Origin of the sequence: Methylobacillus glycogenes JCM 2850 (genome assembly GCF_000617925.1) — a bacterium.
GTDB lineage: Bacteria > Pseudomonadota > Gammaproteobacteria > Burkholderiales > Methylophilaceae > Methylobacillus > Methylobacillus glycogenes.
Genome location: NZ_BAMT01000006.1, coordinates 56,316 through 71,666, shown reverse-complemented (window position 1 = coordinate 71,666; position 15,351 = coordinate 56,316). Strand labels below are relative to the sequence as shown.

General features: G+C 55.9%; 14 protein-coding genes, 2 pseudogenes and 1 riboswitch. Of the genes and pseudogenes, 10 read left to right on the top strand and 6 right to left on the bottom strand.

Going from position 1 to position 15,351, the window contains the following annotated elements; genetic code table 11:
* Positions 1 to 12 precede the first annotated feature (12 nt).
* Together phoU and rpiA are read right to left on the bottom strand one after the other, a co-directional pair.
* A complete protein-coding gene (gene phoU, locus JCM2850_RS09680) occupies positions 13 to 720 on the bottom strand; it encodes a phosphate signaling complex protein PhoU (protein WP_025871479.1) in 708 nt (235 codons plus the stop codon).
* Between the two features lie 120 nt (positions 721 to 840).
* Complete coding sequence (rpiA, locus tag JCM2850_RS09675; protein ID WP_025871477.1) at positions 841 to 1,500, bottom strand: ribose-5-phosphate isomerase RpiA; 660 nt, start codon at positions 1,498 to 1,500, stop codon at positions 841 to 843.
* Positions 1,501 to 1,678: 178 nt separating this feature from the next.
* Here rpiA and ilvA point away from each other — a divergent pair.
* Positions 1,679 to 3,189, top strand: a pseudogene (gene ilvA / locus JCM2850_RS18420) (threonine ammonia-lyase, biosynthetic).
* Between the two features lie 158 nt (positions 3,190 to 3,347).
* On the opposite strand, the gene JCM2850_RS09665 reads toward ilvA, so the two are convergent.
* Positions 3,348 to 3,797 carry a ferric uptake regulation protein gene (locus JCM2850_RS09665; RefSeq protein ID WP_051525359.1) on the bottom strand — a complete coding sequence of 150 codons (450 nt, stop codon included), beginning with the start codon at positions 3,795 to 3,797 and terminating at the stop codon, positions 3,348 to 3,350.
* 89 nt (positions 3,798 to 3,886) lie between these two features.
* The gene (locus tag JCM2850_RS09660) at positions 3,887 to 4,345 is read right to left on the bottom strand and encodes an EVE domain-containing protein (protein WP_025871473.1); all 459 of its coding nucleotides are present in this window, start codon (positions 4,343 to 4,345) and stop codon (positions 3,887 to 3,889) included.
* A gap of 64 nt (positions 4,346 to 4,409) precedes the next feature.
* On the opposite strand from JCM2850_RS09660, the gene JCM2850_RS09655 reads away from it, so the two are divergent.
* On the top strand, positions 4,410 to 4,769 hold the full coding sequence (locus JCM2850_RS09655) for a DUF2237 family protein (protein ID WP_025871471.1): 360 nt from the start codon (positions 4,410 to 4,412) through the stop codon (positions 4,767 to 4,769).
* A 277-nt stretch (positions 4,770 to 5,046) separates the two neighbouring features.
* Here JCM2850_RS09655 and JCM2850_RS09650 read toward each other — a convergent pair whose 3' ends face one another.
* Both JCM2850_RS09650 and JCM2850_RS09645 read right to left on the bottom strand, forming a co-directional pair.
* Entirely contained in the window at positions 5,047 to 5,349 is a 303-nt protein-coding gene (locus JCM2850_RS09650; RefSeq protein WP_025871469.1) for a cell division protein ZapA, read from the bottom strand.
* Complete coding sequence (locus JCM2850_RS09645; RefSeq protein WP_025871467.1) at positions 5,346 to 5,546, bottom strand: coiled-coil domain-containing protein; 201 nt, start codon at positions 5,544 to 5,546, stop codon at positions 5,346 to 5,348. Before JCM2850_RS09645 ends, JCM2850_RS09650 begins: the two co-directional genes overlap by 4 nt.
* Positions 5,547 to 5,663: 117 nt before the next feature.
* Positions 5,664 to 5,864: riboswitch (cobalamin riboswitch) on the top strand.
* Between the two features lie 129 nt (positions 5,865 to 5,993).
* Here JCM2850_RS09645 and JCM2850_RS22780 point away from each other — a divergent pair.
* The 8 genes and pseudogenes from JCM2850_RS22780 to JCM2850_RS09615 all read left to right on the top strand — a co-directional run bounded on the left by JCM2850_RS22780 (position 5,994) and on the right by JCM2850_RS09615 (position 15,321).
* A complete protein-coding gene (locus JCM2850_RS22780; protein ID WP_234406194.1) occupies positions 5,994 to 6,992 on the top strand; it encodes a TonB-dependent receptor in 999 nt (332 codons plus the stop codon).
* A complete protein-coding gene (locus JCM2850_RS22775) occupies positions 6,944 to 7,873 on the top strand; it encodes a TonB-dependent receptor domain-containing protein (protein WP_036265906.1) in 930 nt (309 codons plus the stop codon). The genes JCM2850_RS22780 and JCM2850_RS22775 overlap by 49 nt, the downstream gene beginning before the upstream one ends.
* 263 nt (positions 7,874 to 8,136) lie before the next feature.
* Complete coding sequence (locus tag JCM2850_RS22770; RefSeq protein WP_234406193.1) at positions 8,137 to 8,355, top strand: hypothetical protein; 219 nt, start codon at positions 8,137 to 8,139, stop codon at positions 8,353 to 8,355.
* Positions 8,298 to 8,585, top strand: coding sequence for a hypothetical protein (locus tag JCM2850_RS22765; protein WP_234406192.1), 288 nt, complete (start codon positions 8,298 to 8,300; stop codon positions 8,583 to 8,585). The genes JCM2850_RS22770 and JCM2850_RS22765 overlap by 58 nt, the downstream gene beginning before the upstream one ends.
* Complete coding sequence (gene cobO, locus JCM2850_RS09630) at positions 8,582 to 9,196, top strand: cob(I)yrinic acid a,c-diamide adenosyltransferase (protein WP_025871465.1); 615 nt, start codon at positions 8,582 to 8,584, stop codon at positions 9,194 to 9,196. The genes JCM2850_RS22765 and cobO overlap by 4 nt, the downstream gene beginning before the upstream one ends.
* A pseudogene (locus JCM2850_RS18400) lies at positions 9,190 to 10,502 on the top strand (cobyrinic acid a,c-diamide synthase CobB). Before cobO ends, JCM2850_RS18400 begins: the two are co-directional and overlap by 7 nt.
* On the top strand, positions 10,499 to 14,596 hold the full coding sequence (locus JCM2850_RS18395; protein ID WP_234406191.1) for a cobaltochelatase subunit CobN: 4,098 nt from the start codon (positions 10,499 to 10,501) through the stop codon (positions 14,594 to 14,596). Before JCM2850_RS18400 ends, JCM2850_RS18395 begins: the two are co-directional and overlap by 4 nt.
* 293 nt (positions 14,597 to 14,889) lie before the next feature.
* Positions 14,890 to 15,321, top strand: a complete 432-nt coding sequence (locus JCM2850_RS09615) for a MotA/TolQ/ExbB proton channel family protein (RefSeq protein WP_025871463.1) — start codon at positions 14,890 to 14,892, stop codon at positions 15,319 to 15,321.
* Positions 15,322 to 15,351: the final 30 nt, after the last annotated feature.

Here is a 15,351-nt window from a genome sequence, read left to right as displayed (position 1 = left end):
TCAGGAGAACCATCAAGGCTCTTGAGCTTCGCGCTCCATCTCCTGCACCGTGGTGTGGCGTACGTCTTTGCCTTTTACCATGTAGATGACGTATTCAGCAATATTCTTTGCGTGATCGCCGATACGCTCTACCGCTTTTGCCACAAACAATACTTCCAGTGACATGGAGATGGTACGGGGATCTTCCAGCATGAAAGTGATCAGCTGGCGCATGGCGGCACGGAACTGCTCGTCCACCTGCTCATCCTGACGTGCCACATCTACGGTCTTGGTCACATCCAGACGCGCAAACGCATCCAGGGCGGTACGCAGCATTTCGCGTGTGTGGCCGACCATGGTCTTGATTTCGTTGAAGCGTGGCGTGTACATGCGGCCAGATTCATAGACCTTCTGCGCAACGCGCGCAATCTTGGTCGCCTCGTCACCAATACGCTCCAGATCGGTAATGGTCTTCACCACCATCATGATCATGCGCAGGTCACCAGCAGCAGGCTGACGTCGCGCAATGATATGGCTGCAGTCTTCGTCCACTTGCACTTCCAGGGCGTTGACCTTGTGATCATTGGCAATCACTTTATCTGCCAGGGTCGGATTCGCGTTGACCAAGGCCTCAAGCGCATTGACGATCTGTTGCTCTACCAGACCACCCATTTCCAGTACTTTGGCACGGACTGATTCCAGCTCGGCATCGTATTGCTTATACGTGTGTTCAAATTGCATAACGCGATCCCTTCCGTGATTGAACCTGGCCGATATGCGCGGAATTCGGCCAGGGTGATTGAGTCAACTCTGCAGCTTAATTGTCTTTTATGACAATTTAATGTTAATTAATTCGGCTACTTACTTGGCTTGCAAGGTTTTGACACCTTCAGGTGTCGCCAGCAGCAACACATTGGCTGGGCGGGCGGCAAACAGACCATTGGTCACCACGCCAACAATGTCATTGATCTTGGCTTCAAGCTCAACCGGGTTGGTGATGGACAAGCCATGCACATCCAGAATCACATTGCCGTTATCGGTAGTGAAATCGCGCAGCTTGGGCTGACCGCCCAGCTTGACCAACTCGCGGGCCACATGACCACGCGCCATAGGAATGACTTCGACTGGCAGCGGGAACTTGCCCAGCACTGGCACCAGCTTGCTCTGATCACAGATACAGATAAAGTCCTTGGCACAGGCTGCGACAATTTTTTCACGGGTCAAAGCACCGCCGCCACCCTTGAGCATATGCATATGCTCGGTAATTTCATCCGCGCCATCAACATAGATTTCCATGCCATCAACATCGTTGAGGTCATAAACCTGTATGCCATGGCCGCGCAAACGCTGGGCAGTGGCTTCAGAGCTGGCCACAGCGCCATCAATACGGCTTTTTACCTTGGCCAGTTCATCAATAAAGAAATTGGCGGTAGAGCCAGTGCCCACACCGATAATGCCACCTTTGACATACTCAATTGCCGCCTGTGCGACCTGTAGTTTCAATTCGTCTTGTGTTGCCATCTGCTATAACCCTTTTCTGCATTTCTGATAGGGGCAGGCAAAATATCCCGGCTTTATGAACAAGCGCGGCGTTTTGCATCCCCTGTGTTTTCTTTATAATTCAGGTTCTTTTCGAACCAAGCCCCTCAATCATAACACTGCTGCTGTATATCCTGCAGACTTGGACCGCCCTTACTCAATGAAAACCGACTACCTGCAGAAAATCCGCTCCGCCCGCGTCTATGACGTGGCCAGCAAGACCCCACTGGACAGTCTGCCCAATATTTCCCGCCGCCTGGGCAATCAGGTGCTGCTCAAGCGCGAAGATATGCAGCCGGTATTTTCCTTCAAGCTGCGCGGTGCCTATAACAAGATGGCCAATCTCTCGGCAGAAGCCTTGCAGCGCGGCGTGATTACAGCCTCGGCTGGCAACCATGCCCAAGGTGTGGCCCTGGCCGCAAAAAATGCGGGCTGCCGTGCTGTGATCGTCATGCCTGTCACTACACCCAGCATCAAAGTAGCCGCAGTGCGTAACCGTGGTGGCGAGGTGGTGCTGGCGGGGGAATCCTATACCGACGCTATAACCACGCTCTGGTGCTTATGGCTGAGCAGCAGCTGACCTTTGTCCACCCCTTTGATGATCCTGACGTTATTGCCGGGCAAGGCACGGTGGGCTTGGAAATTCTGGATCAGCACACGGGTAACATAGAAGCGATTTTCTGCCCGGTAGGCGGCGGCGGCCTGATTGCAGGGGTAGCGGCTTACATCAAGGCCGTACGTCCGGAAATCCGCATCATAGGCGTGGAAGTCAATGACGCCAATGCCATGACTGTGTCACTGCAGCAGGGCAAACGCGTAACGCTGGAGCAAGTCGGGCTGTTTGCCGATGGCAAGGCAGTGAAACTGGTAGGCGAAGAAACCTTCCGCCTGTGCCAGGAATATGTGGATGAAATGATACTGGTGGATAACGACGCCATCTGTGCTGCCATCAAAGATGTATTCGAGGATACACGGGCGATTCTGGAACCCACGGGTGCGCTGGCGCTGGCAGGCCTCAAAGCTTACGCCCAGCAGCACGGACTGCAAGACAAGACCCTGGTGGCAGTGGCCTCAGGTGCCAATATGAGTTTTGACCGACTGCGCTTTGTGGCCGAACGTGCCGAGATAGGCGAAAAACGCGAAGCGGTGCTGGCCGTTACCATCCCGGAAACTCCAGGCTCGTTCAAGCAGTTCTGCCGTTTGATAGGCAACCGCAACGTCACCGAATTCAACTACCGCTACGCTGATGCCAGCGCCGCGCACATCTATGTGGGTGTAGCCATCAGCGACCCCAATGAAACCAGCCTGCTGGTGGAACAGCTGCAAGCCCATGGCCTACCTACGCTGGACCTGAGCGATAACGAAGTGGCCAAGCTGCATTTGCGTCATCTGGTGGGCGGTCATGCGCCACAGGCCGAGCATGAGCAGGTGTACCGCTTTGAATTCCCGGAAAAGCCCGGCGCGCTGATGAATTTCCTCGACAATATGCGTCACGACTGGAACATCAGCCTGTTCCATTACCGTAACCACGGCGCGGATTTTGGCCGAGTACTGGTAGGCATGCAGGTGCCACCAGGCGAGGAAGCAGCGTTTGGGGAGTTCCTGAATACCCTGGGCTACCCGTATTGGAACGAGAGCGATAATCCAGCCTACAAGCTGTTCTTGGGATAATGCGGTAAGAAAATTCTACCTAAAGCCAGTGCAAGATAGCTAAGGCGCTGGTGCAGAGTTAGCGCCAGCAAAGTACAAAAGGCCTGAAACCATGCATAGTGGTTTCAGGCCTTTTTTTCAGACCCTGGTTTCAGGTCTGCGCAGATTGCGAATCTGAATTAGGACTTGTTGGCGATGGGCGTGCCGTAAGCGGTGATGTCGTAATCGGTTAATTCATAGCCCAATTCACGCACAATCACCTTGAGGCGCTCTTCAATGCCCAGATCGTAGAACTCACGCACTTCACCAGTGCTGGTGCTGACCAGGTGACCATGATGCTCTTCACCATCGTTGAGTTCATACACGGCCTTGTTGTTGCCAAGCTGGCTCTTCTTCAGCAAGCCAGTTTGTTCAAACTGAGCCAGCACACGGTATACAGTCGCCAGACCGAACTCAGAATGTTCGGTAATCAGAATACGGTAAACATCTTCAGCGGCCAGATGGCGCTGCTCACTGTTACGGAAGATGTCCAGCACCTTAAGTCTAGGCAGGGTGATTTTCAGCCCGCTGTTTCTTAAATCCTGGTGCGGATCCACTATTCCGTCTTCTTTTTTTGTACCCACTATCATCTCCTTATGAATTTGGTGCCAGTTTCGGCGTTAGCATATCACGCATTTTATGAATCAGAGGCTTGGATAAGCATCGGCCAAGCCACTTCTTAGCCCAGCAATTGCATAATGAAATCCCAATCCTTGGGGTCCACTGGCGTGATTGAAAGACGGTTGCCACGTTGCAAAATCTTCAGATTCTGCAATTCTGGCGTTTCACGCAACTCCTTGAGGCTGAGCAAGCGAGTTTTTTTTACCAGTTGCACATCCACATTAAACCAGCGCGGCGTCTCAGCCGTGGCCTTGGGGTCATAATACTTGTGCCCCTCTATAAACTGCAGCCTATCCGGATAAGCCAGCTTGCTGACTTGGGCAATGCCGACAATGCCAGGTTCCGCACAATTGGAATGATAAAACAGCACACCATCCCCCAGCTTCATCTGGTCACGCATGAAATTCCGCGCTTGGTAATTGCGCACACCATACCAGTCCACACTCTGGTTTGGAAATGATGCCAAGTCATCAATAGACACATCGGCAGGCTCGGACTTCATCAACCAATAACGCATGAAATTCTCAAATCAATACAGATTCCGTATCATAACCTGTCTTAACCCTGATTCAGAGCCAGCAATGCCGCGTAATGTGATTGGTACCACCCTGCAAGCCTGCAGCCTAGACCCTTTGACCGGATTCACCCGCAGCGGCAGTTGTGAGACTGGCCCCGAGGATATTGGCAGCCATACGGTCTGCGCCATGATGACCGAAGAGTTTCTCGCTTACTCCATGACACGCGGTAATGACCTTTCCACGCCCAGGCCGGAATATGGCTTTGATGGCCTGCAAGCTGGAGATCGCTGGTGTTTGTGCGCCTCGCGCTGGTATGAGGCGGCCGAGGCAGGATTTGCCCCGCCAGTGATTCTGGAAGCCACGCACGAGCGTGCGCTGGAGATCGTCAGCCTAGCTGACCTGAAATACCACGCATTGAGATAAGAGGGAGTTCCCCGCAAATACCATCCGGACCGGCATCCTGAACCTGTAGGGTTCAAGTGGTGACGACCTTAAGCTACGTTAGGTACACCCGCATCGGAGCGCGCACACAGTTACTTAGCAGACCGAAACCAAAGCCAAATTTATGGTTCAAGGAATCTATGGCCCGAACAGCACCGCAGGGAACAAAGGGAGGAATCGCTAAGCGATTCCTAAAACCGGGATGTTGGACTTGCCTTGCAATGTCGCAACAATGATGACTTGCCGCTATGACTACCGCTTAGAACAACTGGTTGGATTCAACCACCACAGCGTCGATTTGTTCCTGCATAGAGGAGATTCTACGCTTGAAATCCCCAATGTCAAAACCACCGACATTGGCGGTCAAAAGCTCATGCGCGATATTAAGCGCGGCCATGATGGCAATTTTTTCTGCCCCCACCACCTTGCCAGTATCGCGAATCTCGCGCATTTTCTTGTCGAGATAATCCACAGACCGCAATAAGCCTTCACGCTCTTCATCGCTACAGGCGATGGTGAGCTCGCGGCCCATAATGCTGACATCAACGCCACGTGCACTCATTGAAACTCCTCCGGCAACTTATCCATGAGCGCCTGCAACTTGGCGCTGGCAAGCGCCATATTGTCCTTCAACTGCTTATTGTCATCTTGGGCCGTGCCAAGCTCCTGGCGTAACTCGAGGTTTTCGGCACGCAAATGCTGGCAAAGCGACACCAGCTGTCCTAGCTTTTGTTCCAAGGTAATCAAATCGGCATTCATGGCGCCACTATAATTGGAAAATCCGCTGACGGTCAACTCTGACCTGTGATTTATGACATGGATACAATATCTTATCCTGCAAACTTATTTCACCGCTTAAACTGCGATTCCATTATAATCGGCGCCAAGTTTTCAGGTGCCTGCAGCCACTAGGCGTGCAGGTGAAACAGGGAAACAGGTGCGCCACCTTGTGGCAATGCCTGTGCTGCCCCCGCAACGGTAAGCAAGCCGGATATATCAAATGCCACTGTGATTTCATGGGAAGGCGATATATTGCATCTTGCAAGCCCGGAGACCGGCCTCAAGACGATTAGGAAGTGCTGCGGGGATGCAGCTGACCGAACGCGCTTGCACGCCCTCGCTTGCAGCCATCAGTCCGTCTCTCTCTGCACACTCCCATTATCACCAGCAATAGCGGGGTCGCTTTGCATCAGGGAGTTTGTATTCATGTCTTTCCGTTTGTCCGCAGGTGCAGCAGCACTTGCTTCTATTTTTAGCTTGCCAAGCTTATATGCAGCCGAGCTTCAGGTTGCAGATACCGTAGTCACGGCTTCACGCACAGAGCAACAACTCAATGACGTCATAGGCGACGTTTCCGTGATTTCTGAGGAGCAGATCCTCAAGGCGGGCCAGACTTCTCTGGTGGAATTACTCGCCATGCAGGCGGGTATTGAGGTTTCGCATAATGGCGGTGTGGGTAAGAGCAGCAATGTTTACATCCGTGGCGCCAACCCGGTACATACCGTGGTGCTACTGGATGGCATGCGTATTAATTCCGCTACCTCGGGCACAACTTCACTGGAAAATATCCCCCTCAATCAGATTGAGCGCGTGGAAATCCTGCGCGGCCCGGCCAGCAGCCTGTATGGCGCAGATGCCATAGGCGGCGTGATCCAGATATTTACCAAATCAGCCAACGGCAAGCCCAAAATCAATGCCACCGTAGGTTTGGGCACTTATGGCACCGCCATGGGCAGCACAGGCATTTCCGGACGCGTGGACAACACCAGCTTCAGCTTGCAGGCTGGCCTCTCCAGCACCAATGGTGTCTCAGCAATTGCCAACAAACGCCTTGCCACTTACAACCCGGACGATGATGGCTACAACAACCGTAACTTGTCCTTCAAGCTGGCGCAGCATTTCAATGAGCGCCACGAAATAGGTATCTCTGGTTACCTGAGCGAAGGCACCAACTATTACGATGGCGGCGCACTGACGCCATTAAATAATCCGCGTAATCGCTTTAACTATTACAGCAGGCAGCGCCAGACCCTGGTTGATGTCTATAGCAAGAACCGCTTCACCGACAACTGGCTCAGCACCTTGCGCATAGGCCAGAGCAGGATGATTCCACCGCCTACAGCCCCAACACCACCCATACCCGCAAGACCAAGAGCGTGTATGAAACCGTGCAGACGCAATATCTTTGGCAGAACGATATTGTGACTAAAGTGGCTGGCACCTTTACTTTGGGTGCGGAGCGCCGCGAGCAGAAGATAGATAGCACCAGCACCTATGTTGTGGATTCCCGAGACATACAATCCGGCTTTGCTGGCTGGCAGGGCAAGTTTGGCGCACATAGCGTTCAAGTTACCGCACGTAACGACGACAACTCGCAATTTGGCAATAAAACCACAGGGGGAGTGGGTTATGCCTACCAGTTGACGCCCGAACTGCGTGCGCGCGCCAATTGGGGCACAGCATTTTCCGCGCCCACCTTCAATCAGCTTTATAGCCCGCTGGCCTTGGGCTTTATTGGCAATGCCAACCTCAAACCCGAGGAAGCCAATAACCGCGAACTGGGTCTGCAATTTATCAAGGATGGCCATCAGCTCAACGTCAGCTATTACCACAACCGCGTCAGCGACCTGATTGTGAATACCCGCACCACGCCAAGCGTGCTGACACCCGTCAACATCAGCAATGCCTTGCTTCGCGGTTTGACCCTGTCTTACCAAGGCCAGCTTGCAGGTTTCAATATCTTGGCTAATGCAGATTTCCAGCGGCCTGAAGATCAGGACACTGGCAACCTGCTGGTGCGTCGTGCCAAGCAAAATGGCAATCTGGGCATCAGCCGACAATGGGGCGATCTGCAACTTGGTACTGAGATTGAAACTGCGGCACATCGCTACAACGATGTCGCCAATCTTGAGCGCATGTCCGGCTACACCCTGGTCAATCTCTACAGCGAATATCGCATCAACAATGATTGGTCGCTGAATGCGCGCGTCAACAATCTGTTTGACCGCAAATACGAGCTGGCCAAGGATTACGGCACCCTGGGTACCAATCTGTTTGTATCGGTACGTTACGCACCTACGCTCTAAGCCCTGCGCGGGTTGCCATCACCATGGCAGCCCGCAAAAACTGGGTTCGGAGCGGGTATTTCAGTTAAAATTCAGTGTTTTTTGAATCATGCCCTATTGATTCACCCCGTTTTGAATACCGACCCTGGCTTAAGGAAGACAGACATGCTGACACTCAACAAAAACCATCAGATCATCATAGGCCTAGGCTTGGCCGCATTGCTCGTGCTCACGCGCGGCCATCACTTTGCCTCTATCAATCATCTGCCAGCGCTTCTTGGGCCGTGTTCTTCCTGGCTGGCGTTTATCTGCGTCCAGTCTGGGCCTTCCCTGCTTTGCTGGCACTGGCCGGTGGTTTGGACCTGGCGGCGGTGACCTGGGGTGGCGTTGATAACTTCTGCACTTCGCCTGCTTATGGCTTCCTGCTGCCAGCCTATGGCACTTTGTGCTGGGTGGTCGCTGGTTTGCCAAGCACTATCGTTTTGCCGTGCAATCCGTGCTGACACTGGCAGCCACCGTAGTCGCCAGCAGCTTTGTCTGCCATCTGTTCTCCAGCGGCGGCTTCTACTTCTTCTCCGGTCGCTACACCGACCCAACCCTGGCTGAATTCGGCGCGCGCATCGCCAAGCATTACCCATCTTCGCTGGGTACGCTGGCGTTTTACGTTGCCACTGCGGCCATCATTCATATTGTGGTTAAGGCGCTGAGCGCCAGCCGCAAACAAACGGCATGACAGAGCAGGAAAAACCCGATCTCAACCAGCGCCATAGCCAACGCATGGCGCGCAAAAAAACCGTTGTTGATGCCAAGATAGAGGCCGCGCGCAGCGAGCGCGGTCTGTTGCTGGTGAATACCGGCAATGGCAAAGGCAAATCCACCGCCGCCTTTGGCCTTCTGGCCCGCGCCCTGGGCCATGGCATGAAAGCCGTGGTAGTCCAGTTTGTCAAAGGCCGCTCAGACACTGGAGAAGAAGCCTTCTTCCGTCATCAGCCCAATGTCAGCTGGCATGTCATGGGTGAAGGCTTCACCTGGGAAACCCAGAGCCGCGAACGTGACATCGCCGCCGCCAGCCAGGGCTGGCAGGCTGCACGTGCGGCTTTGCAGGATGATCAGGTAGGCGTGGTCATCCTCGACGAACTCAATATTGTTCTCAAGTATCAGTATCTAGACCTGCAACAAGTGCTGGCCGATATCGCCGCCCGCCCTGCCATGCAGCATGTGGTGGTCACTGGCAGGGCCGCCCAGCCGGAACTGGTAGAACTGGCGGATACCGTCACCGATATGACCATGGTCAAACATGCCTTCAAGCAGGGCGTGCAAGCCATGCCCGGTGTGGAATGGTAAGCAGGACGCATAAGCCTGGCAGGAGTGAAGGCGTGAGCTTCAATAAACCTGCCCTGCTGTTGTCTGCGCCTGCCTCCAACCAGGGCAAGACTCTGGTCAGCGCCGCCCTGGCGCGCGCCTGGCGCAATCAAGGCTATACCGTGCAAGCCTTCAAATGCGGGCCGGATTTTCTCGACCCCATGATTTTGCAGACCGCCACTGGCCGTGCTGTTTACAACCTTGATTTGGGTATGTGTGGCGAGGCCGATATTGCCCAGCGTTTATATCAGACCGCCGCCGAAGCCGATGTGATTCTGGTTGAAGGTGTCATGGGTTTGTACGACGGCCAGCCCAGCAGTGCAGATATTGCGCTCAAATTCAATTTGCCGTTGGCACTGACTATCGATGCCAGTGGCATGGCCCAGACTTTTGGTGCACTTGCTGCCGGGCTTTATGCTCATGCGCCCGGCCTGCGGCCTGCCGGGGTGATTGGCAACCGATTGGGTAGTGCACATCACGGCCAGATTCTGCGTGACAGCCTGCCCGCCAACATACCCTGGCTGGGCGGCATGCTCAGGCAAGATGAGCTCAGCCTGCCCGAACGCCACCTGGGCCTGTTCCGCGCCAATGAAATTAGCGACCTCAATGAGCGCATAGCACGCGCGGCCAGCTTGTTGAGCAGCAATGGCCCTGTGCCCTTACCGCCAACCACAACATTCCAGCCGCCGCCGCAAAACGACATTCCCGCGCTGTTAAGCGGTCGCCGGATTGCCATCGCCAGGGATGAAGCCTTCTGCTTTATCTATCAGGCTAATCTTGATTGCCTACAGGCCTTGGGCGCGGAGCTAAGCTTTTTTTCACCATTAAGCGACCAGCAGTTACCCGAGCTGACGCCATCTGGCTACCGGGCGGCTACCCAGAGCTGAATCTGGGTGCACTCTCAGGCAATCAGGCCATGCGCCAGGCACTACAGCAGGCTTGGCAACAAGGCATGCCCATGCTGGCTGAATGTGGCGGCATGATGGCGGCTAGCGACAGCATCAACGCCAGCCCTACCCTGGGCCTGTTGCCCGGTGCATGCCAGATGCAAACGCGCTTTCAGGGCCTGGGTGTGCAATTTGCCAGCCTGCCTGAGGGTGAGTTGCATGCGCATACCTTCCATTACTCAAGTTTCAACAGCCCGCTCACAGCGCTTAGCCATGCGCGCAAGCAAAACTCACAAAAGCCTGGTGAAGCCATCTACCGTCATGGCAGCCTCACCGCCAGTTATCTGCATTTCTATTTCCCCTCCAACCCTGCGGCTGTTGCCCGCTTATTCACCTCATGAAATTGCGTTTTTATTCCGTCTTGCTCACGGGCTTGATGAGCACCTTGCTAAGTGCTGCTAGCTTGCCAGTGCAAGCTGCCACCTTGTTTGCCGTGGTGTCTGACCGCACCGCTCCTGCTGCCGCGCAGGCGGCACAGCTGGCCTTACAAGATCAGGCCAAAGGCAAAGACCGCATTATCATGCGCACCCAGGCACAATTGCTGGCCACGGATAGCAAGACTGTCAGGCGTTGGCTGCAAGAGGCGGATAGCGTGCTGGCGGTAGCGGTCTACGCCGAGGCTTCCCAGCAATTACAAGCGCAACTGCAACAACTACCTGCGGCCAAACCTCGCACTTTTATTGCCTTTAATGGCGATAGCGCACTCTCGTTGCAATCACGCTGGCAGGGCGAATCCGTGCGTAGCTTTGGTCATGCACAAAGCCTGACGCTGACACAGAACAATCTCTCGGAAAAAGTGGCGGCGCTGGCGCAGCAGCACCCCACAGCACGACAATGGCTGGGCATGCATGACTTATGGCAGGCAGGCGGCACGCAAAACCTTGCCAAGCTCATGCGCCACTTGCTGCACCCCAGCGCGCAATTGCCCGAGATTATCCCCGAACCGCTGGTGCGCCTGCGTCAGCATGGCCGCGAACTACAGCAACCATTGGCCGCCAAGCCCGGCCCCATGCTGGCAGTGCTGGATCTCAGCACCAGCGACCCGCAAGCCGCAGACGCCATCTGCGCCGCCAGTGAAGCCCGCGGTCAGGCTTGTGTCGCCATCATGGCGCGCTGGGGCGAGGCTTCACGTGAGGTCGTGGCCAGCCTCAAACAGCGCCTGGCTCCGGCCACGCCTAGCGGCCTGGTGTTGCTACAAGATTTTGTCGTCGGTGCGGCAGAGGGCCGCGAGACTGTCACTGCGTTGCTGGGTCAGCTGGATGTACCAGTGATCAAGGCCATACGTTTGACTGACCGCAGCGCTACGGCCTGGCAGCTTTCTGAGGATGGTTTACCGCTCAACTCCGTGCAATATCGTGTGGCCATGCCAGAGATACAAGGCAGCAGCCAGCCGCTGGTCGTTGCCGCCGCAGGCCCCAGCAGCATAGACAAGCTCACAGGTGTGGAACTCAAGCTGCCGCAGATACTGGGCAGCGAAGTGCAATCATTGGTAACGCGCAGCCTCAACTGGCAGCAACTGCAAACCAAGCCCAACGCCGAGAAAAAAGTGGCGCTGATCTATTACAACCATCCCCCTGGCCGCCAGAACATAGGCGCGGATAATCTGGATGTACCCGCCTCGCTGTTTGAAATGCTGCAAGCGCTGAAACGCCAGGGCTATAACACTGGGACTCTGCCTAGCAGCCCCGAAGCCTTACTGGATTTGATGCAGGAACGCGGCGTCAACCTGCCGGAAGACAATGCCGCGCTGGCGGAGATGAGCCAGCAGGTGACTACGCTAGATACCCCTGCCTATCAGCACTGGTTCAACACGCTGCCCGCTGCCATACGCGGCGAGATGGTGGAAGGGCCACTGGGCAAGCTGCATGCCGATCTGGTGGCCGCCCAGCAGGCAGGTGAAATTGAAATCGGCCGTAACCGCCTGGATAAAGCCATGCATGAGCTACGCCATATGCTGGAAGGCGCAGACCACCCGCAGCGCTCACAAGCCTTGCAGTTGCTCGACCAATTGCAGCAGGGCTATCTGCGCTGCCTGGATCAGCATAGCGACTGCAAGACCATGGCATTGCAAAAGACCAGGCTCGCTGCGCTGGGCATAGAGGGCATGCGCGGCTGGGGCGTAGCACCGGGCAAGGTCATGGTGCACGATCACAAATTGCTGATTCCCGGCCTGCAGTTCGGCAATATCTTCATAGGCCCGCAACCGCCACGTGGCTGGGAGATAGACGAGGAACTGCTGCACGCCAACACCACCATCCCGCCGCCGCATCAATATCTGGCGTTTTATCACTGGCTGCAATCCGGCTTCAAGGCCGATGCGCTGGTGCATATAGGCCGCCACTCCACCTATGAATTTCTGCCGGGCAAGGCGGTAGGCCTGGCAGCAGGTGATTACTCGCGCCTGGTGGCAGGTGACCTGCCCGGCATCTATCCCTACATCGTTGATGGCGTAGGTGAAGGCACCCAGGCCAAGCGCCGTGGCCTCACCGTGATGGTAGATCACCTGACCCCGCCACTGACTTCCACGCCTTTGTATGACCGCCTGCTGGAGCTGCGCCAGATTGTCGAGAGCTATGAATCCTCAAGCTCGGACACCATGAAACTGGAAGCCGCACGCGAAATGCGCCGTTTGGTGGAAGCCTTGCAACTACGCGCCGAGCTGGAGGCCAGCATGGCCGATGTGCTGGAAGTGCGCGGTATAGGCTTCGAACAGACCGATGATGACTTGCTGGCGCATGAAATCGGCCATTACCTCACCAAGCTGCAAGAGAAATTCATGCCGCATGGCCTGCATGTGTTTGGCCGAGACTGGTCGCAAGAGTCCTTGCAGATGATGCTGGACTCCATGGCGCGCGGGCAAAGCAACAGTGTCAGCCAGGAGACCCAGGACAAACTGGCGGCCTCGCCGCGTCTGGAAATGCAAGGCCTGCTGCACGCACTGGCAGGCGGCTTTGTACCACCAGGCAAGGGTAATGACCCTCTGCGCTCGCCCGAATCGCTACCAACCGGGCGTAACTTCCATGCGCTGGATGGTGATGTGCTGCCCACCCGCTTGGGCTTCCAGATTGGGGAGCGCATGGCGGATAAAGTGCGTGAGCGTGACCGTATTGAAGATAGCGAAGGCGTGATTCTCTGGGCCTCGGATGCAGTGCGCGATGAAGGCGTGATGGTGAGCTTTATTCTCAGCCTGATGGGTATAGAACCGGAATGGAATGCACGCGGCATCGTGCAGAAAATGCAGCTCAAGCCCGGCGTGGCACGCCATGATGTCATCGTCACCACCTCCGGCCTGTTCCGTGATCTCTACCCCAACCTCATGCAGTGGATAGATATGGGTGGCCGCATGGCCCTGGCAGCGTCCGCCGACGAAATCCGTCAGCAACACCCGCAATTGCAAGCCGCGCTGGAGGCTGCGCTCGCTCCACTAGGCGCCAGCCTGCCTGCGCAGAATGAAGCCCTGGCCAATAATGGTGTGGCCCAGCAATGGATACGCCGTACCTTGGCCCACCAGCAGCACGGCCAAAATTTAGCCCAGGCCGGGCGCGAGGCCGCCTGGCGTATCTTTGGTGATGCGCCTGGGGCTTACGGCACTGGGGTTAACCGCCTCACCGAGCGCTCCGGCAGCTGGAAAGACAGAAGCGAGCTAGGCCAGGCCTACCTCACGCGCATGGGCCACGCCTATGCGCTGGACGCCCAGGGTCAACCCGCGCATGCCGTGCTTGAGAGCGCCTTGCACAACATCGCCAATACCTACCATGGTCGTGCTTCCAATCTATATGGCTTGATGGACAACAACGATGCCTTCGATTATCTCGGTGGCCTGTCGCTGGCGACCGAAACCGTGACCGGACATAGACCGACAGCACGCATCCTCAACCATACCGACCCCGACCACCTCAGTGATGACCCGCTGGAAACCGCGCTGCTAATGGAGCTGCGTGGTCGTTACCTCAACCCGGCCTGGATACGCCCGCTGATGCAGCATGGCTATGCGGGCGCGCGCACCATGGGCCAGGAGTTTATGGAAAACCTCTGGGGCTGGCAGGTCACACGTCCCGATATCATCAAGAACTGGGCCTGGGACGAGGTCAAGCAGGTGTATATGGACGATAGCCTCAAGCTAGGCCTTAAGCCTTTCCTTGAGCACAAGCACAATGCCCAGGTCAAAGCGCATATGCTCGCCATCATGCTGGTGGCGGCAGAAAAAGGTTACTGGCAGACCAATGATGAAACCCTACGCACCCTGGGTGGCGATCTGGCGCGTCTGGTCAACAAGAATGGCCTGCCCGGCAGCGGCCATACCGCCCCCAATCACCCGCTATGGCCCTGGCTGGGGCAGTATCTGGATGCAGACAGCAATGCCGCGCTACAGCAGACACTGGCTCGTGCCCGTGGTGACGGTCAGCACAAGCAGGCTGCAGACTATGCAGCGTAGATAATGAGGCCGCTCAGCCACAGCCCGACGCAGCACCAGCGGCCACGCCAGCCAGCGCCGCAGCGCGTGCTGAAGCTAGCCCTGAAGCCAAGCCTGAACCAGAGGCCAAACAAACAGAGAAACCGACACCCGCGCGTGCCTATGAAATCGCCGTCAACACCGTGCAACAACATTGGCAATGGCTGTTGCTGCTGTTGCCCATCTTTGCACTAGGCCTGTGGCTGGGTACCCGCAAACCCGCATTACATTCTTAACTTGCGCTTATTCATACGCTTATTAAATGGAAACCCATCATGCCTATAGCATTTGACAGCCTGCATCTGGCAATCACCTGGCTGCTTGAACCTGTCATCATCATTCTGGTACTAGCCGTGATTATTGCCGTGCTGGAAGCAGGCTTGACCATAGGTGAACGCCTGTTTGGCCTCAAGGCCATGCGTGCCTCGCAGCAACCACAAGCGGTGGTCAAACTGGCCAGGCACAGGCTGGAACGTGCCGACTTGCTCTCGCGCATCCCGCCCATGCTAGGGCTGATGGCCACTATCATCCCGCTCGGGCCTGGCCTGGCGGCACTGGGGCAAGGCAACCCGGCCCAGCTGGCGCAGGCAGTGACCACCGCGTTTGATGCCACGGTGCTGGGGCTGATTGCGGGCATCATAGGGCTGGTCATAGGCAAGCTGCGCCGCCGTTGGTATGAAGATGTGCTGGAAAGCCTGGAGGCATAGCCATGAGCGAATCCACCATCACCCTAAGCG

Bases quoted from the DNA above. Each gene is read 5' to 3' on its own strand.
- phoU (WP_025871479.1), bottom strand. From the start codon at position 720: ATGCAATTTGAACACACGTATAAGCAATACGATGCCGAGCTGGAATCA.
- rpiA (WP_025871477.1), bottom strand. From the start codon at position 1,500: ATGGCAACACAAGACGAATTGAAACTACAGGTCGCACAGGCGGCAATT.
- JCM2850_RS09665 (WP_051525359.1), bottom strand. From the start codon at position 3,797: ATGATAGTGGGTACAAAAAAAGAAGACGGAATAGTGGATCCGCACCAG.
- JCM2850_RS09660 (WP_025871473.1), bottom strand. From the start codon at position 4,345: ATGCGTTATTGGTTGATGAAGTCCGAGCCTGCCGATGTGTCTATTGAT.
- JCM2850_RS09655 (WP_025871471.1), top strand. From the start codon at position 4,410: ATGCCGCGTAATGTGATTGGTACCACCCTGCAAGCCTGCAGCCTAGAC.
- JCM2850_RS09650 (WP_025871469.1), bottom strand. From the start codon at position 5,349: ATGAGTGCACGTGGCGTTGATGTCAGCATTATGGGCCGCGAGCTCACC.
- JCM2850_RS09645 (WP_025871467.1), bottom strand. From the start codon at position 5,546: ATGAATGCCGATTTGATTACCTTGGAACAAAAGCTAGGACAGCTGGTG.
- JCM2850_RS22780 (WP_234406194.1), top strand. From the start codon at position 5,994: ATGTCTTTCCGTTTGTCCGCAGGTGCAGCAGCACTTGCTTCTATTTTT.
- cobO (WP_025871465.1), top strand. From the start codon at position 8,582: ATGACAGAGCAGGAAAAACCCGATCTCAACCAGCGCCATAGCCAACGC.
- JCM2850_RS18395 (WP_234406191.1), top strand. From the start codon at position 10,499: ATGAAATTGCGTTTTTATTCCGTCTTGCTCACGGGCTTGATGAGCACC.
- JCM2850_RS09615 (WP_025871463.1), top strand. From the start codon at position 14,890: ATGCCTATAGCATTTGACAGCCTGCATCTGGCAATCACCTGGCTGCTT.